We start from the raw sequence: 24,699 nt of genomic DNA, 5'->3' as shown, positions 1-24,699 counted from the left end.
GCGCCTTCAGAAAGGGGCGGGATCACCCTGCCCCTTTCGCCCCGGCCACATGTGGCCGGCATCATTCTACAAAGCGGGGGAACACTGAATATGGCTGGTCATGCCGATGACTATGAGTCCGTCATAAAGACGACGAAATCCGAAGACATCGCTGCATTTGCCGCGCATCGCAAAGGTGCGATATCCAAGCTGCAACATGCATTGCACATCAATCCCGCGCTGGTGCCGCTGTTCGTGCTTCTGGCGTCAATTGCTGTGTTCGGCGTGCTTTTGGGGTCGAAATTCTTCTCTCCCTTCGCGCTGACTTTGATCCTGCAACAAGTCCAGATTGTCGGCATTGTCGCCGCCGCGCAAAGCCTTGTTGTGCTGACGGCCGGGATTGACCTGTCCGTTGGCGCAATCATGGTGCTGTCCTCTGTTGTGATGGGACAATTCACGTTTCGCTACGGCTTGCCCGTTGAGCTGGCGATCGGACTGGGGCTGCTGTGCGGCATGGTCTGCGGCTATATCAATGGCTGGCTTGTTGCCGTGATGAAGCTGCCGCCGTTCATTGTCACACTCGGTATGTGGCAGATCGTTTTGGCCACAAATTTCCTGTATTCCGCCAATGAAACCATCCGCGCCCAGGAAATCGAGGCAACTGCCCCCCTGCTGCAGGTGTTTGCCGTCAAATTCAACATCGGCGGCGCCGTCTTTACTGTTGGCGTTGCTTTCATGGTCCTGCTGATGCTGCTGCTGTCCTACGTGCTTAAGCAGACGGCATGGGGGCGCCACGTCTATGCCGTGGGCGATGATCCCGAAGCGGCGCAGCTGTCCGGCGTCAATGTAAAGCGCGTGTTGATTTCGGTCTACGTTCTATCCGGCCTGATCTGCGCCTTTGCCGGCTGGGCCCTGATTGGACGCATCGGATCTGTCTCGCCGACCTCTGGCCAGCTTGCGAATATTGAAAGCATCACCGCTGTGGTGATCGGCGGTATTTCACTTTTTGGCGGGCGCGGATCGATTTTGGGTGCGCTGTTCGGGGCGCTGATTGTGGGGGTCTTCACCTTGGGTTTGCGTCTGGCCGGGGCTGACGCGCAATGGACTTACCTGCTGATCGGCGCGCTGATTATCGGCGCGGTGGCAGTGGACCAGTGGATCAGAAAGGTATCGGCATGATTGAACCCATCCTTAAAGGGCGCGGGCTGGTGAAACGGTACGGACGTGTGACCGCGCTTGATCACTGCGACTTCGATTTGTATCCCGGCGAAATCCTTGCCGTCATTGGTGATAACGGCGCTGGCAAATCGTCTTTGATTAAGGCCGTATCCGGTGCCGTCATTCCGGATGAAGGCGATGTTTTCGTCGAAGGGCGCAAGGTCAGGTTCACCTCTCCCACGGATGCGCGCAAAGAAGGGATCGAGACGGTTTACCAAACGCTTGCCATGTCTCCTGCTCTGTCAATCGCAGACAATATGTTCATGGGGCGCGAGTTGCGCAAACCCGGCTTTCGCGGCAAGGTCCTGCGTCAGCTGGATCGCCCGCGCATGGAACAAATCGCCCGTGACAAGCTGACAGAGCTGGGCCTCATGACGATCCAGAACATCAACCAAGCGGTAGAGACACTGTCAGGCGGTCAACGCCAAGGCGTTGCCGTTGCCCGCGCCGCGGCTTTCGGGTCCAAGGTCATCATTCTTGATGAACCGACAGCGGCACTTGGCGTCAAGGAATCCCGCCGGGTGCTGGAATTGATCCAGGACGTACGGGCGCGGGGCATTCCGATCATCCTGATCAGCCACAACATGCCTCACGTCTTCGAGGTCGCGGACCGCATTCATGTTCACCGCCTTGGCAAACGGCTCTGCGTGATAGACCCCAAAGACTACACCATGTCCGACGCTGTCGCCTTTATGACAGGCGCAAAGCAGGCCCCCGATCTTGCCGCCTAGACTGACACCATGCGGCAAGGCTTCTTTGCGATGCCTTGCCGCATGAAATTAACTAGATTTTGCGTTATCAATCGGAAGCAGATCAAGACTGATCCCCCGTTGCACCGCTGATTCTCGCACGGCGTCCTGCAAGGCGGCGCTGCGGGACAGCAGGGAACGGAACCGCGCCTCGTCCAGCACCATCAGCGTGGACGGTGCGATCGCGCGCACCTCTGCCCGGCGCGACTTGCTCAGCAGCAATGCCATCTGACCGAACATATCACCCCGGCCCAGTCGCCATGTCTGACCGGCGCTTTCCAGTTCCACTGCGCCTGATGCGATAAAGAAGACACTTTTCGCGGGCGTGTCTTTCCGCATGACGATCCTGCCCGCATCGACGTAAATCGTCTTGAGTGACCGGCCAAGCGCACGAAGAGCGCCATCGTCAAGATCGGCGAAGATCGGGAACTGGCGGATCAGGTCAACCCGCTGCACGGCAATATCAAGTCGCGGCCGCGCTTCGGCCTCTGCACGGCGATCTGACAGCTTTGCAATCAAGGTGGCATAAACCTCTGCCCCGATCAGACCGTCGTCGCGCATGATCGCGTATTCCCGCTCTTCCAGTCGCAGGGCTGTGCGGCGAATGAACCGGCGTTCCAACTCTTCGGCATATCCGGGGTATTGCAGCCGCAGCCCTTCCAGAGCCTTGGTCACGCCTTCAGCACGGCGGACGATCAATTCATGCAACAGATCAGCAACGCGGCGGCCATGGATGCGACGGATACGGCCATCAATAAAGGTGTCGATGTCGCGCAAGATCAGCTGCTGCGACAGAAGCCGTTCAAACCGGTCAGCGGTCATACGCACCAACCACCGCGACAGCCCCAGACGGTTGTGGAGCACGACAGCAGCCCGAAACGCGCGGCCATAAGCGACAGAGCGGCGCGCGGTTTTCTGATAGCTGCTGCGTCCACCTGCGCGTGCGGCCTCTATCAATTGATCGGCGTCCGACAGGATTTGATCCGCCATGCGCGACGAAATGGTACGTTCCTTGACCCGCGCAAGGATTGTGTCCCGTTCAAAGCCCGCAAGTGCGATCAGACCCAGCGTAATCCGGTCCCGGTCCAGAATGTCATCCGCGTCCTCGGCTGCGTCGACAGCAGCATCAAGCCGTTCGCCAAAGGTTTTCGCTTCGGACCGAACGGTTTCCTTGGTCAGCGCATAGGCCTCGGTCGTGCGGGCAAGCTCCTCTCGAACGGTTTGAAGCCCTACGGCTACCACCTGCCGCGACAGCGCTTCGTCAATCGGGGACAAACGGTCAAGCCTGAGCCACCCGATCACCGACCGCAGCGTCGTACCCTGCACGATCAGGGTGAACAGGGTAAATCCGGTCGCCAGAATACCAACAAGGCGCTTCACCTCTACCGGAACACGGAAACTTTCGGTGACCGCAAGCGCCAGTGCAAGGGTGACAGCGCCGCGCAATCCGCCCCACAGGATCGCAGTGCGATAGGGCCGATCGACCCGCGGCGACAGATGCAGCAACGTCAGCAATGGCAGCAGGCCGAACAACACCACCGCACGCGATGCGATGGCTGCCACAACGACAACGCCAATCAGGGCAAAGTCATTCCAAGTGACGCCTTCTAGCAAACGCGGGATCAGCAAAGCGGCCAGGATAAAGATTAAGGCACCAGCCCAATGCGCAAGCAGGTCCCAGACATCGCGCAGGTTCGCCCAGGCCTGCGGCGGCAGACGGCCAGGACCAGTTAGGTTTACTGTCAGTCCCGCCGCGACCACAGCGATCACACCTGAAGCGCCGACCATTTGTTCTGCCCCGACATAGGCCAGATAGGGCAACGAGACCGAAACAGAAATAAGCGCAAGTTCATGCCGCCCGAATAGCGCCATGATCCAAACCGCAGCCCGCCCCGCAAGCCAGCCGGTCAGCGCACCGCCACCGATCAGCACGGGGAACTGCGTCAAGGCTGCCCCAAGCTCGGGGTCCGGCACACCCAGCATGACATAGCCCATGAACAAACCGAACAACGCAATGGCAGCAGCGTCATTCAGCAGGCTTTCGCCTTCGATCAGGCGGGCTAGCCGCCGCGGCGCAGAGATGGAGCGAAAGATCGAGACAACAGCAGAAGGATCAGTCGTCGAAACGATAGAGCCGATCAGCAAGCAGGCCGCCAGTGGCAAGGCGCTGACCCACGACAGGGCATAGCCGACTGACAGGGTCGCAACGACCACCGCCACCACCGCCATCACTAGGATCGGAACCCAGTCATCAACCATGCGGCGCAGGTTCATGCCCAAGGTTGCCTGAAACAAAAGCGTCGGCAAAAAGACATACAGAAAAACGTTGGACCGGATCGGTAACCCTAGGATGGCCTCTGCCACCGGATTCAGCGCATCGGTCAGGTCGGTACGCAGAAAAAACAGCGCGCCCGACGCGATCAGGATACCCAGCAGCGCAAGGATCACGCTATAGGGCAACCGCAAACGCGCAGCCAAAGGCTCGGCCGCGCCGATAACCAGAAAAAGCGATGCGATGACCGCGGTGATCAAAACAATATCCATGCGATGCGGATAGCAAGTTTGGCGGTTATTGTAACGCCTCTTGCGCAGCCCGCAGCGTTGACATGGGTTTGACATCCCGCCAGCCGTCATTTGATGCAGCCCATGTGATTTAGCAGGCACCTGCATCGCCCCTCGGGGCCTTGGGGCCGCGCCTCGCGGCGCACGATCTATAGAGAAACGGAGGTTACCTGCTGCTTCGTGGGCTTGTCCAATTCAGGCGCGAAGCTTTGCCGCTTGGACACTGATCTGACGGCTGTTGGACCAACTCTATTGCCGGCCAACCTGTAGGGCCAAAGGCTACTTCAGCACTGGCACACCAGAATGGCCTGCCGTGCTGCGCCATTCGCGGGTGGCATCCCGCAGGATCGCAGCGGCACCTTGCAACGCCAGCACAGCCATCAGCGACGCCACGATGAAATCAGGCCAACCGGTCCCGGTGCCGAAAACACCAAGCGCCGCCAACAGAACCGCGACATTGGCGACGACGTCATTGCGTGAACAGATCCAGACCGAACGCATGTTTGCATCGCCGTCGCGGAATGCCATCAGCAGGAACAAGCAGATCAGATTTGCCACTAAAGCCAAGGTGCCGATCACGCCCATCGTCGGGGCATGCGGGACCGACCCGTTTGCGATGTGCCAGACAACAGTGACCAGCACCCACATCCCGAAAAGCCCCATGGACGCGCCCTTGATCCAGGCGGCCCCTGCCCGCCACCGCAGGCTCATGCCCAAGACGAACAGACTGATGGCGTAATTTGTCGCGTCAGCAAAGAAATCCAGCGCATCTGCCTGAAGCGCGGCAGAGCCGGCAAGCATACCCGCCACGATTTCAGCCAGAAACATTCCGGCATTGATGGCAAGAGCGATCCAAAGAACGCGCCGGAAACGTGGTGAGCTTCCGGCGGAGGAAGCACAGCTATCTGAGGCGCAACAGGGCATGATTGACTCGCTTTATAATCCAGTTGCCTCTACACATAGGGCCTATAGTCACTATAGGGTCAAGCTATGTCTGACGTTTTTCGCATCGGTGACCTGGCCCGCCTGACGAACACAAAAGTCGTGACTATCCGCTACTACGAAAGCATCGGCCTAATGCCGGTCCCAAAGCGCAGTGAAGCGAATTACCGCGTCTATGAAAAAGCGCAGTTGGACCGACTTCGCTTTATCAGGCGCTGCCGCGATCTTGGCTTTTCGCTGGAACAGATTGCAGAGCTTGTTGCCCTTTCTTCTGACAACCAGAAACCTTGCGATGAGGTGGATGCCTTGACGCATGCCCATCTGATCGAGGTCGAGGCAAAAATTGCCGATCTGAACGCACTTGCGGCCGAATTGCGCAAAATCGGCGCACAGTGCCACGGCAACACTACAATTTCCAATTGCCGCATTATTGAGGCTTTGGATCGTGGGTGAACAACCGAATTAGCTACAGCTCAAGCTAGACTACAGGATAAGGCATTATCGAATAGAGCCTGATTGCAGCTGCAACAACTTGTGACGCTTTTGCGCATTGTTGCAAATCAACCTTTACGTGACCTGATACGATGTCAGGGGGCCAGTCGCTTGCGCCATTTAGCGATTATGTTTCATCCACGACATGGATTGCCATTTGTTTTAGACCTAAAGTAGCCACTCTATCGGTAGCAACCCGATCAGGACGATAACGATTTGCTGAAACCAACTCGCATCAGGCTCTTCTTGATAGACTACGGTCGCTCCGCCTTCGACAGGTTCAAGCCAAATCATCTTGCCTTCAGGCGTCAATTGCGGCTGGTAGCTGACGGTTTGAACGCGGTTGTCAAAGCGCTCGCTCGATTCCGATGCAAGTGTAGGGCTATCGATCAGAAAGCCCATTTCGCAATTCAGCATGGCTGAACGGGGATCAAAATTGAATGATCCGATAAAGACGCGTTTTCCATCAATCGCAAAGGTTTTGGCGTGCAGGCTGGCCCCCGACAGGCCAAACGGCAAAATCTGATTGCCCGCTTCGGATGCCGTATCACCACGCAGTCTCAACTCGAAAAGCGAAATGCCGGCTTCTAGCAATTCGCGCCGATACTTGGAATATCCGGCATGAACCATCAAGACATCGGTGGTATTTAGCGCGTTTGTCAAAATGCGGACCTCGGTTCCTGCGTCTGACAGATCGCTTAGATATGTGGTGCCCTGCTGCCCGGGCACAAAATAGGCTGATACCAAATCAATCCCGTTTTCCACAGTGCCGATGATCTGCCCCAATTGCGTAGCCATCAACTGGTCAAGCGTCGCGGTGCCTTGCCCTTTGGCGGGATCATCCGCGATAAGGCGGACAGTTGTCCATTCAAACGGCCTTTTGCCCTTCGCGTGGCGATCTACACTGCTTTGCAAATCGCCGAGGAGCGTTCTTGCCTCTGTAGACGAAAGAACGGTCGCGACGCGATCTTCGAATGCGGGTAGATTGCCCTGACCGTCAATGATCCTTTCGACCTCAAAAACTGATGCGCTGTTCCAATAGGCGTCGAACATATCGACAGTTTGCGCGACCACGGCCCCCGCGGCCAGCACATCCATATCAATGTAAAAGTCATCATCGCCAACGCCGAAATATTCGTCGCCAATATTACGACCGCCGACAATTGCAGCGGCCCCGTCAACGGTAAACGATTTGTTGTGCATCCGCCGGTTCATGCGGAAAAAATCGAATGCATACCCAAGCAGTTTAGGGCTGCGCACCGTCGATGGATTGAACAGGCGTATTTCAAAGTTATCCTGCGCATTCAGGGCCGCCATATAGCTATCCATATCTGGAACGCCATTGTCGTCCAGCAACAGCCGCACACGAACACCGCGCTGTGCGGCCTGATACAGCGCGTTCAGTAACATGACCCCGGATGTGTCATCCTGCCAAATATAATACTGGGCATCGATCGACTGTTCAGCAACGGCGGCAAGCTCAAGCCGGCTTGCAAGCGCATCCTGCCCGCTTTGCAAGGCCATGACCCCGGATAGCCCGGGCTGCTCTTCAGCTGCGGTTGCGAAAGACGCGCCAAGTTGCGTTTGCGGATCAGCCGGGATTGCCGCACTGACCGGACGGTCCGAAATATCTGGCAATGGGAAAAGCGTGCGCGCCACAACAACAAAAACAACGAAAGAGGCGGCCAACGCGGCAAGGGTTTTCAACATGCGTTTCATGCGCGCCTGATAGGGCTGATCCAGATCAATTCATAGTGGCCTGCACCGCAGAAGGTATGACGCGGGCCCGCCGAGCCAGCATACAAACCTTCAACACCGATCCAGTGAATACGGTCGTCGTGCATCCCCGTGCCCCCATTTAGGGTCTACCTATCCAGAAACAGGTCCGACGCTGTAGCGCGCAGCCGATCGACCTTTTCTGAAGTCACTATCGATTATTTTACTAGCCTTATACAGTTTTAGGTGTAGCACCCCAAAAGATGGAACACTCGATGACCCAATTCGCCGACAGCCCGCACCGCTACGGTCTTGTGACCCGCATTTTTCATTGGGGTATGGCACTGCTATTTGCCGCGCAGTTTGCATCCGCCGCTGCGCATTGGGCATTACCGCGTGAAAGCACCTTGCGCGACACCCTTTGGTCATACCACTTCAATCTTGGGGCGACCCTGTTGCTTCTGGTTCTGCTCCGCGGCGTCTGGGGGCTTTGGAATCTAAGGCATAGGCCGTCAGAATCCGGCCTGATGGGATCTGCGGCTAAGGCCGGACATGCTGCGCTTTACGCGCTGATGATCACTGTGCCTGCGCTGAAAATCATCGGATCAGCGGGCAGCACGCGGGGCTTCAGCTATTTGGGGCTACAGATCTTTCCCGCCCGCGAAACCGCGATTGGCTGGACCAACACAATTTCGGAATGGCATGGCACTTTGGGGTGGGTCCTTGCCGTTATTGTGCTTGGGCATATCAGCGCGGCCGTGATTTGGCATCAGGTCATCAAACGCGACGACGTTTTACAGCGCATGGCATAACGGCCTTACGACCCCATCATTTTGCCGATGGCGCTGCTTTTTTCCGTGAATAGCGTCACAAAGGCCCCTGATCGTTGCATCGGCCTGATCGCCGCGAAAGTGAAATTGCAAGGCAATGGTCTTGGTGACGTCGACAACCCGGCGTGTGATGCCGCCCGCCAGGTTCAGATGCCCGCTGCAGGCCGGGGCAAGGGGCACGCCAAGGCCCGAACCCACCGCCGTCAACACGGCCTGCATCGCATTAAGCTGTGCCACTGTTTTTGGCGAAAAACCGGCGCGCAGGCCGGCGCTGACAACCTGATCGAATAGATCCGGCCCGCCTTCGCGCTGGAACAGGACGAAGGGGTGCGGCGACATATCACTCAGCGTAAGTTACGGCTTCGACACCAGCGGATGCCCATCAGGAAGAAACGCAACAAGGTGATCGGCGTATAGATACGCGCCTTCCAGATCGTCCGGCGCATTTGCCGGCAACGGTCTGGACAAGGCGATGTCTATCTATCCCGCCATTATTGCCTCGCGTTGTTCGGCAGCGGTCATCTCGAACAGCGAAACCTGAATCTGCGGGAAACGCTATGTAAAATCGCTTACAACGCCCGGCAGAAATGCCTGCACAGCCGAGCTTAAAAACCCAATGCGAAGTCGCCTTGGTTATCCCTCGCCTGTTTGCCGCACCAATTGTCTGGCGCGTTCCTCGTGGGCAAGAATCTCTGCGGCTTCGCGCAGCGGCGTTTCTCCGGCAGTGGTAATCCAAACCTCGCGAGTTGTGCCCCAGAACAGGCTGACGCCCAACTCTTGTTCAAGGTCGGATATCTGACGACTGATGGCAGGCTGAACAATGTTTAACGCCCGGGCGGCGGCGGAAAAGCATTTAAGGCGCGCAGCGGTGACAAAGGTCTTAAGGGTTTGATTTTCCATAAGATGACTTATGCAGTGAAAGTATAGGTCCAACCAATTGTGAACATTTTTCTTATGTGTGGCGTCACCTCAATTCAGGTCCTGGCACGAAAAGGCCACGGCAACTGGCCGTTAAGACTGACGAAAACCGCCCATGACACAGATAGTCATCCTCTGCCCGAAACGCGCGAAACAGCGACGGTGGGGATTGATCGCGTTCTGATCTGCACTGAACGGAACTTTGCCAAGATTTCTAGCTTGGACGGCGCAAGGGCGAAAACGCCAGCGACGCGCCCACCGCCAAGCCAGATGCTTGAGCTGTAACCAAGAGACGCTTTCATGTCCGACACACCCCAATCGGCACCTTTGCCGCGTTCGTTGTTGTTGCCTATGGCCACGGCCATCGCAGCTACGGCGGCCAATCTTTATTACAACCAGCCTCTTTTTCCTTCGATCAAGGATAGTTTCGATCTTGATGACGGAGCGGTGGGGTTAATCCCGTCAGCGTCACAGCTGGGCTATTCTGCGGCGATCCTGTTAATTTCGCCATCGGGCGATGTGATGAGCCGCCGCAGCCTGATTGGCTATCTGTCGATCCTGCTCACGCTAACCCTGCTTGCCGTTTTTGCGGCACCCAGCTTTTTCGTTCTGGCCATCGCGTTTTTCGCTGTGGGTTTGGGCGCAAATAGTACCCAACAACTGCTGCCCATCGGGGCATCTCTAGCCCCCTTGACCGCAGCCCGCTTTATGCCCCGCTGCCGCAGGGTGCTTTTCAGGCAGGCATCGGTGCAGCGGGTGCCCGCTTTGCGTCAGCACCCCTTGCCCGTTGGAACAAGCAAGCAAGACATCGGGTTTTCGACCGTTGGCTTTTCAGGGCGGTGCGCCTTTAACCCGAGCGATAGGACCCGCGCTAAAGGACCCGCCGAGCGCTGGCGTTACCGCCCTTTTTTTCGCCGCCCGCGTAGAACCGTATGCTGGCTGACAATTTCGTAGCCCAACTCTGCTGCAATCCGCTTGCGCAGCAATTCGATTTCGTCGCTCGGGATTTCGATCAGCTCACCGGTGTCGATATCGACCAGATGATCATGATCGCTCTGCGGCATCATCTCGTAGCGCGCAGGCGCATCTTCGAACGATAGCTTACGGACCAACCCGGCGGATTCCAGCACGGCCAGGGTCCGGTAGACCGTGGCGACCGACACAGAATCGTCAAGAAGCCGTGCCTTCGCAAACACATCGTCGGCACTTGGGTGGTCATCGGCACCTGCCAGAATGGCAATGACCGACATTCGCTGCTGCGTCACACGCAGCCCCGCCTCTCGTAAAACCTCTGTATGGTCTGTGATCATCGCCCAGCCGTTCAACCCGTATCAGGGTCTCAATCTACGGGAAGTCGCCCCTTGCGGCAAGAAGATGCAACTTATTCTCAATAGCATCATTTATGCGACTGCCTCGCAATAACACTTTACTTGCGAATAATTCGCATTAGCATACGTTATGAAACAGACATAGAGGCTGACATGACACGACTCTCTCTCCTGCTCTTCGGTGCGGCAATGGCTTCGACCTCAATGCTTGCCTTTGCGGCCAGCGCGCAGAATGCGGGCGAGCCATTCAAAGCCGTCACCACCTTTACCGTGTTGGCCGACATGGCGCAGAACGTTGCCGGGGATGCCGCCGAAGTCGTCTCTATCACCAAGCCGGGTGCGGAAATTCACGGTTATGAACCAACACCGCAGGACATCGTGCGCGCCAGCGATGCCGACCTGATCCTGTGGAACGGGCTAAACTTGGAACTTTGGTTCGAACAGTTTCTGTCCAATCTTGACGGCATTCCGTCCGCAACCCTGACAGATGGGATCGATCCAATCTCGATTTCCTCCGGCTCTTACGAAGGTAAAGCCAACCCCCATGCTTGGATGGGGACCGACAACGCGATGATCTATATTGATAATATTGCTGCGGCTTTTGCCCAATACGATCCGGACAACGTTGAAACGTACATGGCTAATGCAGAAGCCTATAAAACCGAAATTCGTGACACGATTGACCCGTTGCGCGACCAAATCGCCCAGGTTCCCGCCGATCGCCGCTGGCTTGTGACCTGTGAAGGTGCGTTCAGCTATTTGGCCCGCGATTTTGGCATGAAGGAACTTTACCTTTGGCCGATGAACGCGGATCAGGTGGGCACGCCGCAGCAAGTGCGCAGCGTAATCGACGGCGTGGTCGAAAATAACATTCCTGTCGTATTCTGCGAAAGCACAGTGAACACATCGCCCGCCAAGCAGATCGCGCGCGAAACAGGGGCTGCCTATGGCGGCGTTCTGTATGTCGACAGCCTGACAGAAGCAGACGGTGAAGTTCCGACCTACCTTGATCTGCTGCGCGTCACTGCCCAGACCGTCGCGGACGGGCTGGTGACGAATATGAACTAAGCGCTACAGTTGTCAGGTGTCTTTGATCTTTGGGCTTCACAGAACCCAAAGGTCAATCCGTATCCGGCAATCAGACAGAAAACGACTTGATCAGGGGCAGACTATGCTCGACCTACCAAAGGAACATTCCTTGTCCGACGCGCCTACCGAACCGGCCGCCAGAACCGAAACAGGCGGTTCCGGCATCTTTGCGCAAGATGTGACTGTCACCTACCGCAATGGCCATACGGCACTGCACGATGCCAGCTTTGAAATACCGCTTGGCACCATAACGGCCCTGGTTGGGGTGAACGGCGCTGGCAAATCTACGTTGTTCAAGGCGATCATGGGGTTCGTTCCGGCTGCGCGCGGCGAAATCCGACTGTTAGGCAACACCGTCAAGGAAGCCTTGCGTGAAAATCTGGTGGCCTATGTCCCCCAGTCAGAGGAGGTCGATTGGGCTTTTCCGGTACTGGTCGAAGATGTCGTCATGATGGGCCGATATGGCCACATGGGTTTTCTGCGCCGCGCCAGCCCTGCCGATCACAAGGCGGTGGCGCAGGCGCTTGACCGGGTGAACATGGCTGACTTCCGCCACCGCCAGATCGGAGAGCTGTCGGGGGGACAGCGCAAGCGTGTATTTCTGGCGCGCGCTTTGGCGCAGGACGGGCGCGTCATCCTTCTGGATGAACCCTTCACCGGCGTTGACGTAAAGACCGAAGAGCAGATTACGCAGCTTTTGCGCGAATTGCGCGACGAAGGCCGGGTCATGCTGGTCTCCACTCACAACCTTGGATCGGTGCCCGACTTCTGCGATCGGACAGTGCTGATCAAGGGTACTGTGCTGGCCTATGGCCCCACCAAAACGACCTTTACACGCGAGAACCTTGAACTGGCCTTTGGCGGTGTCCTGCGGCACTTTACGCTGGGCGGCCGGGAATTGCACAACGACGACGATTCCAGAGAGGTCCGCATCATCACCGACGACGAGCGGCCTTTCGTGCATTACGGCGATCAGTCCAAGCCGAAGGCCGGATCATGATCGACACGCTTCTAGAGCCGTTCGGCTATAATTACATGTTCAATGCCATGTGGGTCTCGGCACTGGTGGGCGGTGTCTGTGCCTTTTTGTCATGCTATCTGATGCTAAAGGGCTGGTCGCTGATCGGCGACGCACTGTCCCATTCCGTTGTACCGGGGGTTGCGGGGGCCTATATGCTTGGCCTGCCGTTCGCCCTGGGCGCGTTCGTTGCAGGCGGACTTGCGGCCGGTTCGATGCTGCTTCTGTCCGGGCGTTCCGGACTAAAGATCGACGTCATCATCGGCATCATTTTTACATCGTTCTTTGGACTGGGGCTATTCATGGTGTCCCTGTCCCCAATGTCTGTCAGCATCCAGACCATCATCATGGGCAACATACTGGCCATTACACCAGAGGATACGTTGCAGCTTGCCATTATCGGCTTCGTGTCATTGGCAGTTTTGCTGGCGAAGTGGAAAGATTTGATGGTCGTCTTTTTTGACGAAACCCACGCCCGGACCATCGGACTGCACCCGGATCTGCTAAAGGCCGTGTTCTTTGGCCTGCTTTCGGCGGCTATCGTTGCGGCGATGATGACGGTGGGCGCGTTTCTGGTGATTGCGCTGGTCGTCACGCCGGGGGCCACGGCATATTTGCTGTGCGACCGGTTCCCGCGACTGATCGTTGTGTCCGTGCTGATCGGGACCGTGACCAGCTTTCTTGGGGCCTATGCCAGCTATTTTCTGGATGGCGCTACGGGCGGTATCATCGTCACCTTGCAGACTGCGATCTTTCTGATCGCGTTTGTGTTTGCCCCCAAGCACGGCACCCTTGCGGTCAAGCGCAAGGCCGCACAAGCCTTGGTACGCTCCGCCCCCCGAAAAGAGGCACGCACATGATTGAAGCCGCCCTGCAACCGTTCCAGTTTCCATTCATGCAGAATGCCTTCTGGATATGCCTGCTGGTCGCACCGCCGACCGCCCTTTTGTCCTGCTTTCTGGTGCTTAAGGGGTGGGCGCTGATGGGCGATGCCGTCAGCCATGCCGTGCTGCCAGGTGTCGTGCTAGCTTGGATGACCGGCCTGCCACTGATCGTGGGTGCCTTCGGGGCGGGTATGACCTGTGCCCTTTTGACCGGATACCTGTCCCACAACAGCCGCGTCAAACAGGATACCGTGATGGGGGTTGTGTTCTCTGGGATGTTCGGTGTCGGCATCATCATGTACACCTCGATTACCACTAATGAACATCTTGACCACATCCTGTTTGGTAACATGCTTGGGGTTGGTTCACAGGATCTCTGGACGGCGGGGCTGATCTCGCTGGGCGTTTCGGGTTTTCTTATTTTGAAATGGAAAGACCTACTGCTGCACGCCTTTGATCCTGCCCAAGCCCAGGCCAGCGGGCTACGGACCGGTTGGCTACATTACGGCTTGCTGTCAGTCCTTTCGCTGACAATCGTCGCCACGCTGACAGCGACGGGGCTGATCCTTGCCGTGGCTTTGCTGGTCACGCCGGGGGCCATTGCATTTCTGCTTGTGCGCAGCTTCGGGCCGATGCTGATCGTATCGGTCACGGCATGTGTGATTTCCATGTTTGCCGGCACCTATACCAGTTTCTACATCGACAGTGCCCCTGCACCGACCATTGTCTTAATTTTGACGGCAATTTTCATTCTGGCCCTTCTACGCCGCTTGCAAACAACACGCACGACATCGCGCCTGCGCGAGGCAGCCAACAATCCGTCCGCAGCTTAGGCCGCAGCTGGATAAAAGTTCAGTCGGCAGGTCAATTGACACCTGCCAACTGACAGAATCTGCCAGTCCTCTTTGTAGCTTTGTGCACAAACCAGCAAAAGCAAGCTCGCCTTACACAATATCAGTGACCGATCAGCTGGGTCCGAATGACGGCTACGGCTTCCAAGGTGCGGTGCACCGGGCATTTGTCCGCAATACGCAGCAATGCTGCACGATGCTCTTCGGTCAGATCACCTTCGAACCGCAAATGCCGGGTAAAGACATCTGTCTTGTTGCTGCGATCCTCGCAGTTTTCGCAGTCCGCCAAATGTTCGCGGTCGTGTGTAACGTCAACTTCGGCATGTGCCAGCGGGATATCCTTACGCCGGGCATAAAGGCGGATGGTCATCACGGTGCAGGCCCCCAATCCCGCGGCCAGGTATTCGTAAGGGGTCGGCCCCTGATCGGTGCCGCCCACGCTGACGGGCTCGTCGGCAACAAGCTGATGCCGCTGGCCGACTGAAATATCCTGCAGCAACCCACTGGCGCTTCGTTCGGATACGCGTGTCACCCCTTGCGGGACTAGCGGCATGCCCTGCGCCGCCGGCGTGTCCAGATAGCGGGATGCCCATGTCGCGATGACATCAGCGGCATATGTCGCATCAGCCTCTGACGTGATCAAATGGTCTGCCGTATCCAGCGAGACAAAGCTTTTCGGATGCCGGGCCGCAATAAAAATCTCGCTCGCGTTGTCGATCCCGACCGTTGCATCCCGCGGCGCATGCAAAACCAGCAAGGCAGCATTTAAATTGCGCAAGGCGTCGCGCAATGATGCGGTGCTGATATCGTCAATAAATGACTTGCGGATCGTGAAATCACGTCCGGCCAAGCTGACCGTTGCGGCCCCATGCTCTTGAATATCATCCAGCTTGGAGCCGAAATTGTTCGATACATGACCAGGCGCAAAGGGGGCACCAATTGTGACAACAGCCCGCAGCCCAGCTACCTGCGGCGCGGCCTTCACCACGGCGGCACCGCCAAGGGAATGACCGACCAGCAGCGATGGGGCCATACCGCGATCTGTCAGATAGGCAGCAGCAAGCAAAAGGTCGTCAACGTTTGACGAAAAATGGGTATTGGCAAATTCGCCTTCCGAATGGCCAAGCCCGGTAAAATCGAAGCGTAGTACCGCGATGCCGTTGCCAGCAAGTCGGGCGGCAATACGGCGGGCTGCGGCGATATCTTTTGAGCAGGTAAAACAATGCGCAAAAATCGCGGTCGCGGCCACAGGCCCGTCCGGCAGATCAAGCCGCGCAGCCAGCATGTCGCCCGAATGGCCCTTGAATGTAATACGCTCGGTTTTCATGGCTTGGTCCTTTTGCGGCTATGGCGCGGCGCTGGCGGCGGGTTGCCGCCTGGTGGTCAAGATTACCCCCGGCTTTCCCCTAATTTGGGGGCGGATAGTATATAAACCCTTTTTGCGCATGAATGCAGTCTGGGTGTTGCGGCTGACACTGCCCTATCGTCCGTAGGGCAACAATCATGATTGCGGCAGGATCACGAAGATGTCGAAAAATGCATCAGCGCGGCCAGATGCATCCGGCGCGCAAGGCGGCGATGGCCTGCGCGTCAGGAGCACCTGAACGCTATCGCTATGGCGCGGCCCCCGTACCAGCCCATTTACGGCCGTCATTGCTTATGACGGGCCCCGCAGGCAACTAGCCGTCTATTTTTGCCCGGCACCACACCGCGTCATGGTCCGACAACGGGCGGCCCGCCGGATCTTGCGCCGGGATAAGTGCGGTGGACATGGGAACCGCGCCCCGCAGCGCGATCCAGTCAAGCTTCATTTGCCGGTCCGGGTGGGGCGTTATCAGGCTTGGCCGCGTCGTCAGGCCCTTTGGTGTCGCAGACCAGTCATAACCTCGCGCTCTGGCACGGTCGAACAACGGCTCTGGCTGCCAGTCGAAATTAGGCGGCATGTGGTTTCCGGTATTCAGATCGCCGCCGATAATGACCGGCACATTAGGCGCAAAAGCGTCAATAGCGTCCATCAGCAGGTCAAATTGGGCCGCGCGGTGAACATCATCCGCATTGCTTTCCAGATGCGTCGACGCGATGCAGATTGGCCCGCCCGACGTTTCGACGACAGCAAGCAAGGCCATCCGTCCGCCGACACGCGGTTGGTTCGGGTCGGCGTCACGTTCGTCAGAGGCGAACCAGTGTCCATGATCGTCCAGCCGGACCAGCGTGACCTTTGTGAAAGGCACGCGGCTTAGGATTGCGTTCCCGTGCCAGCCGCAGGCATTAAAATCGTCAGTGCAAAAATGACGCTCTGTCGGGCCACCAAGGTCAAGTTCATGAAACTCCACCCCGAAGGCATAGGCCATGCCCAGCGCCATCGCCATGTCCGCTGCCGTGTGGTGTTGCCCGGTGCGGGCCATGCCGCAATCCATTTCCGACAGCAGCACGATATCGGGGGCGTAGGCGCGCAGCAGGTCGGCGCTGGCCTGCGGAAACAAGCAGCGTTCGACATTCCATGCCGCAACGGACAGCGTGTCCGGCAGAACGGCGGCCGATGCCGTGCCACCGCATTGCACTGCGTTCATCGCCGGGATCGCCTGCATCAGGGCGCGGTGGCCTGCGGCGGTGCGCGGGCTGGACAGGATCGCGCTGCGCTGGTCCTGCGAAACGAGGGGTAATTCAGGCAAGGTCGCGATCACAGCCGCGCCCCTGTACCGGCATCAAATAGCGAAACAGCGCCGGGTTTTAGCGCAGCGCGAAAGGGCCCGGTCGTGGCGGGACTATCTTTGCCGACATGAACGCTAAGTTGCTGGCCCGCCAAGGTGCCGTGCAGCAAACGGTGTGCGCCAAGCTCTTCGACAATGGCGATATCCAGCGTCAGCGGGCCATTAGGGTCGGCGACAATATCCTCTGGCCGGATGCCAACGGTGACCGGGCCCGGCGCAACGGTGGCATCGGTCATGACAAGGCTGTCACCAACACGCACCGCACCGCCCGCGATCTGACCGTCCAGCAGGTTCATAGGCGGTGCCCCCATGAAGGATGCAACAAAGGTCGTGGCGGGCTGATGGTAAATCTCTGCCGGGGTGCCGATCTGTTCAATCCGCCCTGCGTTCATGACGATGATGCGGTCGGCCATTGTCATCGCCTCGACCTGATCATGGGTGACGTAAATGCTGGTGACACCAAGGCGTCTTTGCAGAGCCTTGATTTCAATCCGCATTTGGTTGCGCAGCTTGGCATCAAGGTTCGACAACGGCTCGTCAAACAGGAACAGCGCGGGGTCACGCACAATGGCGCGGCCCATGGCAACGCGTTGACGCTGCCCCCCGGACAATTGGCTTGGCTTGCGATCAAGATAGTCGTCAAGGTTCAGCAGGGCCGATGCCTCTGCCACCTTGGCGGCAATAACATCCTTGGGGATTTTGCGGTTCTGCAAGCCATAACCGATGTTCTTCCGCACCGTCATATGCGGGTAGAGCGCGTAATTCTGGAATACCATCGCGATATCGCGGTCTGCGGGGTCAAGCGTATTGACCACCCGCCCCGCAATTTCCAACGTACCGTCAGAGATATCTTCAAGCCCCGCAATCATACGTAGCATCGTAGATTTACCGCAGCCCGACGGGCCGACCAGCACAACGAATTCGCCGGGTGTAATCGTATAGCTGGCGGGTTTCACGGCCTCGAAGCCGTTGGGATAAACCTTGCGCAGAGCGGTCAGTGTGACGTGAGACATGGGGGTGGTCCTTACTTGTCGGATTCCGTCAGGCCCTTGACGAACCAGCTTTGGAAGAAAATGACGATCATGACGGGCGGCAGGATCGCGATGAGGGCAAGCATATTCGCGCGGCCGTATTCGGGGATCTGGTTCCCTTCAAGCATTTGGGTGATCTGCTTGATGCCGCGCACAAGGGTGAACATTCCCTCTTCTGTCGTGACCATGGTGGGCCAAAGGTACTGGTTCCAGCCGTAGACGAACATGATGATGAACATCGCCGCGATCATGGTGCGCGACAGCGGGATCAAGATGTCGAAAAAGAACCGCACGGGCCCAGCGCCATCAATACGCGCGGCTTCGACCAGCTCTTCCGGTATGGACCGGAAGTATTGGCGGAAAAAGAATGTCGCCGTGGCCGAGGCGACCAGAGGAATGATCAAACCCTGATAGGTGTTCAGCATCCCCAGTCGCTGCACAACTTCGTAGGACGGCAGGATGCGCACCTCGAGCGGTAAAAGCAACGTGGTAAAGATGATCCAGAACGCGAGCGAGGCATAGCGCATGCGGAAGTAAACGATCGCATAGGCAGCAAGCATGCCGACAAGGATTTTGCCGAAAGCAAAGCCGACGCCAAGGATCAAAGAGTTCATAAGCATCCGCGTGCCGGTATTGATGCCAGAAAAGCCGTCGGCCTGAAACATCGCCTTTTCAAAGTTCGGCACCCATTGATCACCGATCGACAGACTTGGTCCCGTCTTCATGTTGATCAGGTCGGGCATGGATGTCATCTGCACCAGCACCAGCACCGGCACGATCATCAGCAACGATCCGGCGATCAGAATGGCGTGGTCCACAACCGTGGACAGCCGCAGGCGGCGTTTGTGAATTGTCATCTGCTCTGTCCTTCAGGTGTAGTGGATGCGGCGTTCGATCATGCGGAACTGGAAGACGGTCAGCGCCAGCACCAGCACCATCAGCACCACGGATTGCGCCGACGATCCGCCCAGGTCGTTGCCACGAAAGCCGTCGACATAGACCTTGTAGACCAGCGTCATCGGGTTGTTGCCCGGCTGCCCTTTCAGCACCGTGTCGATCACGCCGAAGGTATCGAACATCGCATAGGTGATATTGGTGATCAGCAGGAAAAATCCTGTCGGTGCCAGCAGCGGAAAGGTAATGTCCCAGAACCGGCCAGAGGCAGACCGGTTATCGATCAGCGCCGCTTCTTTCACCGATTTCGGAATGGACTGCAGACCAGACAGGAAAAAGATGAAATTGACCGGTACCTGCTTCCAGATCGACACGACGATCATCGCAAATGCGGTATCAAAGTAATCGACCCCCAGCCTGAAGTCCCAGCCAAACAAGGCAAAGAATTCGACCAACGGCCCCCAGCTTTGATTGAACATGATCAGCCCGATGACACCGGCGACCGGGGGGGCAACGGCATAGACCCACATCAGCAGCGTGCGATAGGTCTTGGCCCCGCGGATAACCTTGTCAGCTTTGACTGCCAGCAGAAGTGCGATAGCAAGCGATCCAAAGGTCACAATCAGCGTAAAGAAAACAGTAAACCATGCAGCGCGGCTGTAAGCGGCAGAGGTCAGCAGGGATGTGAAGTTCGACAAACCGACAAAGGTTTCACCGAACCCGAAAGGGTCCTGAAGGTAAAACGAAGATCGCAGTGCGTGAGCTGCGGGCCAGTAGAAGAAGATTGCGATGACCGCCAGTTGAGGCAGCAAAAGCATGGCTGGCAGCCATGCTGAGGTGAATCCGGCACGTTTCATGAGATATTTCCAAAGGGGTGCCGAAGGCCGCGGGGCCTTCGGCGATTTTGTGTGAATTAGCCTTGGGTCTGGGCGAACTTCGCCAGCAGCTCGTTCGACTCGGTCTCGATCGCGGTAAAGGCGTCGTCGACGGTGGTTTCACCGGCAAGGATGCGGCCGAACTCGCGGTTCATCACGTCGCGGATCTGCACGTAAAAGCCCATGCGATACCCTTTGGTGTGCTCGCCAGCGGGTAGCGACAGCTGCTGGATGCCGACTTCGGCAGCGGGGGCTTCGTCATAGTAGCCTTCAGCCTTGGCCATGTCATAGGCAGCAGTCGTGACGGGCACGTAGCCGGTTTCCTTGTGCCACATGACCTGTGTTTCAGGTGCGGTCAGGTACTGGAAAAAAGCGGCGGTTGCGGCGTTTTCCTCATCGGACTTGCCGGACATGGCAAACAGGGCAGCACCACCGATAAAGGTCTGCTTTGGCTCTGTGGTGATCGATTCCCAATAGGGCAACATGGTGGCCGAGAAATCGAATGGCAGGTCCAGCTTGCTCAGGCCGCCAAAAGAGCCAGACGAGCCCATCCAGATTGCGACTTTACCGTCTTCGAACGGCTTCTGGTTGTCGTTCCATGCGGCACCGTACCATTCGTAAAAGCCAGCATCGCGCCATTCCTTGACCTTGTTCCAATGCATTTTCAACTCTGGCGTGTTGATCAGAATCTGGGTGTCCAGTCCGGTGTAGCCGTTGTCATTGGTGGCAAAGGGCAGATCATGACGAGACATGAAATTCTCGATCCAGATCCAGGGCGAGTGGGACTGTGCCAGCGGGATATAGCCCGCTTCGACCAGCGCGGGGGCGGTCACGGTCTCGAACTCTTCGTAGGTCTTGGGCGGTGTGACGCCAGCAGCTTCCAGCGCTTGTACGTTATAATACATGATGGGCGAGGAGGAGTTGAACGGCATGCCGATCATCTTGTCGTCGCTGTCGGCGTAGAAGTAACGCACGCCGGAAATATAGTCTTCGATGTCAAAATCGACACCGTTGTCGATCAGCAGGTCCTGCACCGGAATGGTCGCGCCTTGGGCGGCAATCACAGTCGCTGCGCCAGCGTCAAACACCTGCAGAACGTTCGGCTGCTCGCCTGCGCGGAAGGCGGCGATACCGGCGGTCAGGGCTTCCTCGTAGGTGCCTTTGAACACGGGGGTGATGACATAGTCGGACTGGCTGGCGTTAAAGTCGGTCGCGATCTGATTGACCGTGTCGCCCAGCGCGCCGCCCATGGCGTGCCACCAGCTGATTTCGGTCTGGGCGGATGCCGCATTGGCAAAAAGTGCCAGCGCGGCGGCCGAGGCGAGTGAAATTCGGGTCATGTGTTAGCTCCGGTCTTGTATGTGTCCTTGCCGGACACGTGCGATAACGCAGCAGCCCAAGGCACGGACCGTCTGCGCGTTTTATGAACCTTGGTGGTCCACCAAAGATGACGGATCGTGGACGAAACCCCTTTGGCCTGCCCCGCGCCGATCAATGCGCCCGACATGGCGGCGGGGCGTAACAGGAATGTGAAGGTTTTTATTCATATTTGTGAATGATTTGGCAGAACCTTCCGCAAGCACGGTCAGGCGGTCGGAACTCAGGCAACTTGGCCCCTGCCGGCGCCACCGAAATTGCGATTGCGGCGTGTGCTGGCCAAAGGTGCTTGTTTGCCATCTATCCAAGCGAGTGAAGCGGACCTATACAGCAGCCATCATGCGCCGCACGCCCGCACAAACATCCGGACTTTTCGTCGTCATCGCAGTGATCATTGCGATGGCTAGCACGGGCTTTGCGCATCGCTTTGTCAGCCAACCGCTTGATCCGGCGCTGACCGCGTATGTTGCAGCAGGCGGATCGCTTGCGGATATCTGCGGACAGACAGATGGATCGTCGCACCACAGCTTGCAAAGCTGCGAAGCCTGCCAACTCGTCAATGCTGCTGTCGTGCCAAGCCATGATCCGGCCTGCGACGCGCCCTTTGGCTTGCTTTCTGCGGTCCATGCCTCAAAAGCCGATCTCTACTTTCAGTCTGCGACATTCGACATGTCCCGGGCTCCCCGTGCGCCTCCGGTGGTCTGAGCTTTTCCGTAAAATAGCGTTCAGATCAAAAGCACTTCGCCGCGCGCGTGTGCTCCAATTGGAGAGCCAGAATGGTTTCTATCGACCCCTCTCAGGTGTCGCAGGTCACGACCCCTGCCCCTACGACAAATAAACTCTATCTAGCCGCTTGGCGCTGGCACTTTTATGCCGGACTTTATGTCATTCCGTTTTTGACCATGCTGGCCCTGACTGGCCTTGTGATGCTGTGGATCAGCGTCCTGTCCGGCCGTGATGGCGAATGGATCAAGGTTGTGCCTACCGGCGAGCCAATGGCCGTATCCACGCTGTCGCAGGCGGCGGTTGATGCCGTCGCAGGCGGCACACTGGTTCAGTATATCGCCCCGCGCGCGGCCGATCTTGCGGCAATTTTTCGCGTCGATGCAGGCGATAACGCCATCATGGTGGCAGTGAACCCATACTCTGGCGAGGTACTGACCGAAATGTCGCGCCGCGCCGGATGGTATGACTTTGCCAGCAATATCCACGGCACATTCCTTTTAGGCACCGCCGGCGACCGCATGATCGAAATTGCCGCCTCGCTGACGATGGTGATGATTGCGTCCGGCCTTTACCTTTGGTGGCCGCGCAATGGGCAAGGCCTGCGCGTGTTGGTCCCGAATATCGCGGCCCGTGGCCGGTCGCTTTGGAAAACGCTGCATGCGACAATTGGGGCGTGGATTTCCATTGTGTTGGTGCTGTTCCTTGTATCCGGCCTGTCCTGGGCCGGCATATGGGGCGAGAAATTCGTACAGGCATGGAATACGTTTCCAGCGGAAAAATGGGGTGCGCCCTTGTCCGACGTCACCCATGCCAGCATGAACCATAGCGCCACAAAAGAGGTGCCCTGGGTGCTGGAACAGGCACCGATGCCAGCCTCCGGTTCTGATGCGGGGGCAACCGGACTAGCCGGTGAAGCGCCTGTCACCCTCGATTCCGTTGTCGCCTTTGCCCGGCAAATCGGCTTCGCCCAACGGTTCCAGCTGAATGTCCCGAAAGACGAAAGCAGCGTCTGGACGATCAGCCGCGATTCCATGAGCAATGACAGTGCCCACCCGACCGACGACAGAACGGTGCATATCGACCAGTATACCGGCAAGATTCTGGCTGACGTGAAATTCGCTGATTATTCTGTCTATGGCAAAGGCATGGCCGTCGGGATCGCCCTTCATGAAGGTGATATGGGGTGGTGGAATATCGCCCTGAACACGCTTTTTTGCCTGTCTGTCATCTTCGTCAGCGTCAGCGGCGGTGTGATGTGGTGGCTGCGCCGCCCGGCCAAAGCTGGTCGCATAGCGGCACCACCGATGCCGCGCGATATGCCGCTTTGGCAAGGTGCCATGCTTGTCGGACTTGCAGTTTCGCTTGCCTTTCCAATGGCGGGACTGACGTTGCTTGCGGTTCTGGCGCTGGATGTTCTGGTTATTTCCCGCATCCCCGCCCTGCGGCGGATATTGTCATAACCATGTGCTGCGCCGGCTGGAAAAGCGGGCGCAGCAACCTTCACCCTTCGTAGGGTGCGATCCGGTCAGCTGACAGGGCATAGCCAACTTCGGCCAGATGCGTCTGGATGGATACCGTGCCGAACATCCCCGTGATTGTCACAGCATCAAACATCCTGCCATGCTGATAAGGTTTTTCGGTCGTTACAAAGACGAGCTGGTTCGCGGGCGGCGGCGGGACATGGATGCAGGCACCGACATAGGGGACAAGCATGAATGCGGTCAGCCCGGTGCCTTTGTAATCAAGCGGCACGACAAAGCCTGACAGGCGAACCGTTTGCCCGTTCCAGTCTGGCCGGCTGCCTGTAGACCTGGGTTGCTGCGACGCCATATCAGCCTCGTCATGAGGCAGCAGCCCCTGCATCTCGTTGGGGATGGCAAGGTTGCCTTCGGGCAGCAGATCCTTCCAATCCAGATCAACGATTGTTTCGGCATGGCCGGGGCGCGCCACGGCAAATGCGGACAGGGCCAGCAGCATTGCCCGGCGGGTCGGCGCTGCGACTACCATTCATAAAGCTCGATCTTGTCGGCGGTCAGGGCGTAGCCGATTTCCGCAAGGTCGGTCGTTTGCAACTGCGTCTGCAACGTGCCGTAGATCCAGATCGCATCCCAGATGTCGTCGCCGGGCCAGGGGGTGTCCGTATTGACAAACACAAGCTGATTGGGCGGCGGAGGCGGCACATGGATACAGGCCCCCAAGTATGGCACCAACAGGAACTCTGTCATCCCGTCTGACGTGACTTCAAGCGGCGTGATATAGCCGGGCATCTTGATTTGCTGGCCATTCAAAGCATCGTTCAGTTTGACGCCGTTTTCGTCGAATATGGGTCGCCAGGTGTCGGCCTGTTCGTCCATTTCCCCCTCGCCGATCACCTCTGCATAGGGAACGCCCGGGGGTACCAGATCGTCCCAGGTAATTTCCTGATAGGTTGCGGCGCGGGCCGCGGCGGGCATCAACAAACTGCTGGCACCGGTCAGTGCGAATTGTCGGCGGTTTAGTGTAATCATGG

At 57.7% G+C, this 24,699-nt stretch carries 25 protein-coding genes; 11 read left to right on the top strand and 14 right to left on the bottom strand.

All coding sequences use genetic code 11. From position 1 onward, the window contains the following. Window positions 1-90: 90 nt before the first annotated feature. Both SJY10_RS03935 and SJY10_RS03930 read left to right on the top strand, forming a co-directional pair. Window positions 91-1,158, top strand: coding sequence for an ABC transporter permease (locus tag SJY10_RS03935; RefSeq protein ID WP_386679749.1), 1,068 nt, complete (start codon window positions 91-93; stop codon window positions 1,156-1,158). Continuing rightward, window positions 1,158-1,928, top strand: a complete 771-nt coding sequence (locus SJY10_RS03930) for an ATP-binding cassette domain-containing protein (RefSeq protein ID WP_386684488.1) — start codon at window positions 1,158-1,160, stop codon at window positions 1,926-1,928. The genes SJY10_RS03935 and SJY10_RS03930 overlap by 1 nt, the downstream gene beginning before the upstream one ends. A 48-nt stretch (window positions 1,929-1,976) precedes the next feature. On the opposite strand, the gene SJY10_RS03925 is transcribed toward SJY10_RS03930, so the two are convergent. Both SJY10_RS03925 and SJY10_RS03920 read right to left on the bottom strand, forming a co-directional pair. Beyond that, window positions 1,977-4,490, bottom strand: coding sequence for a cation:proton antiporter (locus SJY10_RS03925; protein WP_386679748.1), 2,514 nt, complete (start codon window positions 4,488-4,490; stop codon window positions 1,977-1,979). Window positions 4,491-4,787: 297 nt separating this feature from the next. Next, window positions 4,788-5,432, bottom strand: a complete 645-nt coding sequence (locus tag SJY10_RS03920; RefSeq protein ID WP_386679747.1) for a cation transporter — start codon at window positions 5,430-5,432, stop codon at window positions 4,788-4,790. 66 nt (window positions 5,433-5,498) lie between these two features. Between SJY10_RS03920 and SJY10_RS03915 the strand changes: the two genes are divergently transcribed. Next, window positions 5,499-5,903, top strand: a complete 405-nt coding sequence (locus SJY10_RS03915) for a helix-turn-helix domain-containing protein (protein WP_386679746.1) — start codon at window positions 5,499-5,501, stop codon at window positions 5,901-5,903. A 207-nt stretch (window positions 5,904-6,110) separates the two neighbouring features. Here SJY10_RS03915 and SJY10_RS03910 read toward each other — a convergent pair whose 3' ends face one another. After that, complete coding sequence (locus SJY10_RS03910; RefSeq protein WP_386679745.1) at window positions 6,111-7,661, bottom strand: phospholipase D family protein; 1,551 nt, start codon at window positions 7,659-7,661, stop codon at window positions 6,111-6,113. A 272-nt stretch (window positions 7,662-7,933) separates the two neighbouring features. Here SJY10_RS03910 and SJY10_RS03905 point away from each other — a divergent pair, with 272 nt between their 5' ends. Beyond that, window positions 7,934-8,470, top strand: a complete 537-nt coding sequence (locus SJY10_RS03905) for a cytochrome b (RefSeq protein WP_386679744.1) — start codon at window positions 7,934-7,936, stop codon at window positions 8,468-8,470. Here the strand turns inward: SJY10_RS03905 and SJY10_RS03900 are convergent. Next, window positions 8,453-8,827 carry a LysR substrate-binding domain-containing protein gene (locus SJY10_RS03900; protein WP_386679743.1) on the bottom strand — a complete coding sequence of 125 codons (375 nt, stop codon included), beginning with the start codon at window positions 8,825-8,827 and terminating at the stop codon, window positions 8,453-8,455. The genes SJY10_RS03905 and SJY10_RS03900 overlap by 18 nt on opposite strands. A 294-nt stretch (window positions 8,828-9,121) precedes the next feature. Then, window positions 9,122-9,388: a LysR family transcriptional regulator gene (locus SJY10_RS03895; RefSeq protein ID WP_386679742.1), complete on the bottom strand. Its 267-nt coding sequence runs from the start codon at window positions 9,386-9,388 to the stop codon at window positions 9,122-9,124. 369 nt (window positions 9,389-9,757) lie between these two features. Between SJY10_RS03895 and SJY10_RS03890 the strand changes: the two genes are divergently transcribed. Next, window positions 9,758-10,360 carry an MFS transporter gene (locus SJY10_RS03890; protein ID WP_386679741.1) on the top strand — a complete coding sequence of 201 codons (603 nt, stop codon included), beginning with the start codon at window positions 9,758-9,760 and terminating at the stop codon, window positions 10,358-10,360. Here SJY10_RS03890 and SJY10_RS03885 read toward each other — a convergent pair. Further along, window positions 10,303-10,716 (bottom strand): Fur family transcriptional regulator, encoded by a 414-nt coding sequence (locus SJY10_RS03885; RefSeq protein ID WP_386679740.1) that lies wholly within the window; start codon window positions 10,714-10,716, stop codon window positions 10,303-10,305. The genes SJY10_RS03890 and SJY10_RS03885 overlap by 58 nt on opposite strands. Window positions 10,717-10,923: 207 nt before the next feature. Between SJY10_RS03885 and SJY10_RS03880 the strand changes: the two genes are divergently transcribed. The 4 genes from SJY10_RS03880 (at window position 10,924) to SJY10_RS03865 (ending at window position 14,558) form a co-directional block, all read left to right on the top strand. Beyond that, complete coding sequence (locus tag SJY10_RS03880) at window positions 10,924-11,802, top strand: metal ABC transporter substrate-binding protein (RefSeq protein ID WP_386684485.1); 879 nt, start codon at window positions 10,924-10,926, stop codon at window positions 11,800-11,802. A 103-nt stretch (window positions 11,803-11,905) separates the two neighbouring features. Then, the gene (locus SJY10_RS03875; RefSeq protein ID WP_386679739.1) at window positions 11,906-12,823 is read left to right on the top strand and encodes a manganese/iron ABC transporter ATP-binding protein; all 918 of its coding nucleotides are present in this window, start codon (window positions 11,906-11,908) and stop codon (window positions 12,821-12,823) included. Further along, the gene (locus SJY10_RS03870) at window positions 12,820-13,701 is read left to right on the top strand and encodes a metal ABC transporter permease (protein ID WP_386679738.1); all 882 of its coding nucleotides are present in this window, start codon (window positions 12,820-12,822) and stop codon (window positions 13,699-13,701) included. Before SJY10_RS03875 ends, SJY10_RS03870 begins: the two co-directional genes overlap by 4 nt. Continuing rightward, window positions 13,698-14,558: a metal ABC transporter permease gene (locus tag SJY10_RS03865; RefSeq protein WP_386679737.1), complete on the top strand. Its 861-nt coding sequence runs from the start codon at window positions 13,698-13,700 to the stop codon at window positions 14,556-14,558. The genes SJY10_RS03870 and SJY10_RS03865 overlap by 4 nt, the downstream gene beginning before the upstream one ends. A 121-nt stretch (window positions 14,559-14,679) precedes the next feature. Here the strand turns inward: SJY10_RS03865 and SJY10_RS03860 are convergent, their stop codons facing one another. From SJY10_RS03860 to SJY10_RS03835, 6 genes are all read right to left on the bottom strand, one after another. Then, window positions 14,680-15,903, bottom strand: coding sequence for an alpha/beta fold hydrolase (locus SJY10_RS03860; protein ID WP_386679736.1), 1,224 nt, complete (start codon window positions 15,901-15,903; stop codon window positions 14,680-14,682). A gap of 352 nt (window positions 15,904-16,255) precedes the next feature. Continuing rightward, window positions 16,256-17,260, bottom strand: a complete 1,005-nt coding sequence (locus tag SJY10_RS03855) for an endonuclease/exonuclease/phosphatase family protein (protein WP_386679735.1) — start codon at window positions 17,258-17,260, stop codon at window positions 16,256-16,258. Next, window positions 17,257-18,300, bottom strand: a complete 1,044-nt coding sequence (locus SJY10_RS03850) for an ABC transporter ATP-binding protein (protein WP_386679734.1) — start codon at window positions 18,298-18,300, stop codon at window positions 17,257-17,259. Before SJY10_RS03850 ends, SJY10_RS03855 begins: the two co-directional genes overlap by 4 nt. 11 nt (window positions 18,301-18,311) lie before the next feature. Then, window positions 18,312-19,175 (bottom strand): ABC transporter permease subunit, encoded by an 864-nt coding sequence (locus SJY10_RS03845; RefSeq protein WP_386679733.1) that lies wholly within the window; start codon window positions 19,173-19,175, stop codon window positions 18,312-18,314. Between the two features lie 12 nt (window positions 19,176-19,187). Next, the gene (locus tag SJY10_RS03840) at window positions 19,188-20,069 is read right to left on the bottom strand and encodes an ABC transporter permease subunit (protein WP_386679732.1); all 882 of its coding nucleotides are present in this window, start codon (window positions 20,067-20,069) and stop codon (window positions 19,188-19,190) included. A 56-nt stretch (window positions 20,070-20,125) separates the two neighbouring features. Then, the gene (locus SJY10_RS03835) at window positions 20,126-21,427 is read right to left on the bottom strand and encodes an extracellular solute-binding protein (protein WP_386679731.1); all 1,302 of its coding nucleotides are present in this window, start codon (window positions 21,425-21,427) and stop codon (window positions 20,126-20,128) included. A gap of 376 nt (window positions 21,428-21,803) precedes the next feature. Between SJY10_RS03835 and SJY10_RS03830 the strand changes: the two genes are divergently transcribed. After that, window positions 21,804-22,169, top strand: a complete 366-nt coding sequence (locus SJY10_RS03830; RefSeq protein WP_386679730.1) for a hypothetical protein — start codon at window positions 21,804-21,806, stop codon at window positions 22,167-22,169. 71 nt (window positions 22,170-22,240) lie between these two features. Then, entirely contained in the window at window positions 22,241-23,650 is a 1,410-nt protein-coding gene (locus SJY10_RS03825; protein ID WP_386679729.1) for a PepSY-associated TM helix domain-containing protein, read from the top strand. Between the two features lie 40 nt (window positions 23,651-23,690). On the opposite strand, the gene SJY10_RS03820 is transcribed toward SJY10_RS03825, so the two are convergent. Together SJY10_RS03820 and SJY10_RS03815 are read right to left on the bottom strand one after the other, a co-directional pair. Then, a complete protein-coding gene (locus SJY10_RS03820) occupies window positions 23,691-24,197 on the bottom strand; it encodes a DUF3299 domain-containing protein (RefSeq protein WP_386679728.1) in 507 nt (168 codons plus the stop codon). Further along, window positions 24,191-24,697 (bottom strand): DUF3299 domain-containing protein, encoded by a 507-nt coding sequence (locus tag SJY10_RS03815; protein ID WP_386679727.1) that lies wholly within the window; start codon window positions 24,695-24,697, stop codon window positions 24,191-24,193. The genes SJY10_RS03820 and SJY10_RS03815 overlap by 7 nt, the downstream gene beginning before the upstream one ends. Between the last annotated feature and the right edge of the window lie 2 nt (window positions 24,698-24,699).

Source organism: Loktanella sp. R86503 (assembly GCF_042466455.1).
GTDB lineage: Bacteria > Pseudomonadota > Alphaproteobacteria > Rhodobacterales > Rhodobacteraceae > Loktanella.
Note: the sequence above shows the minus strand (reverse complement) of the source record. Positions and strands in the feature narration are given on the sequence as shown.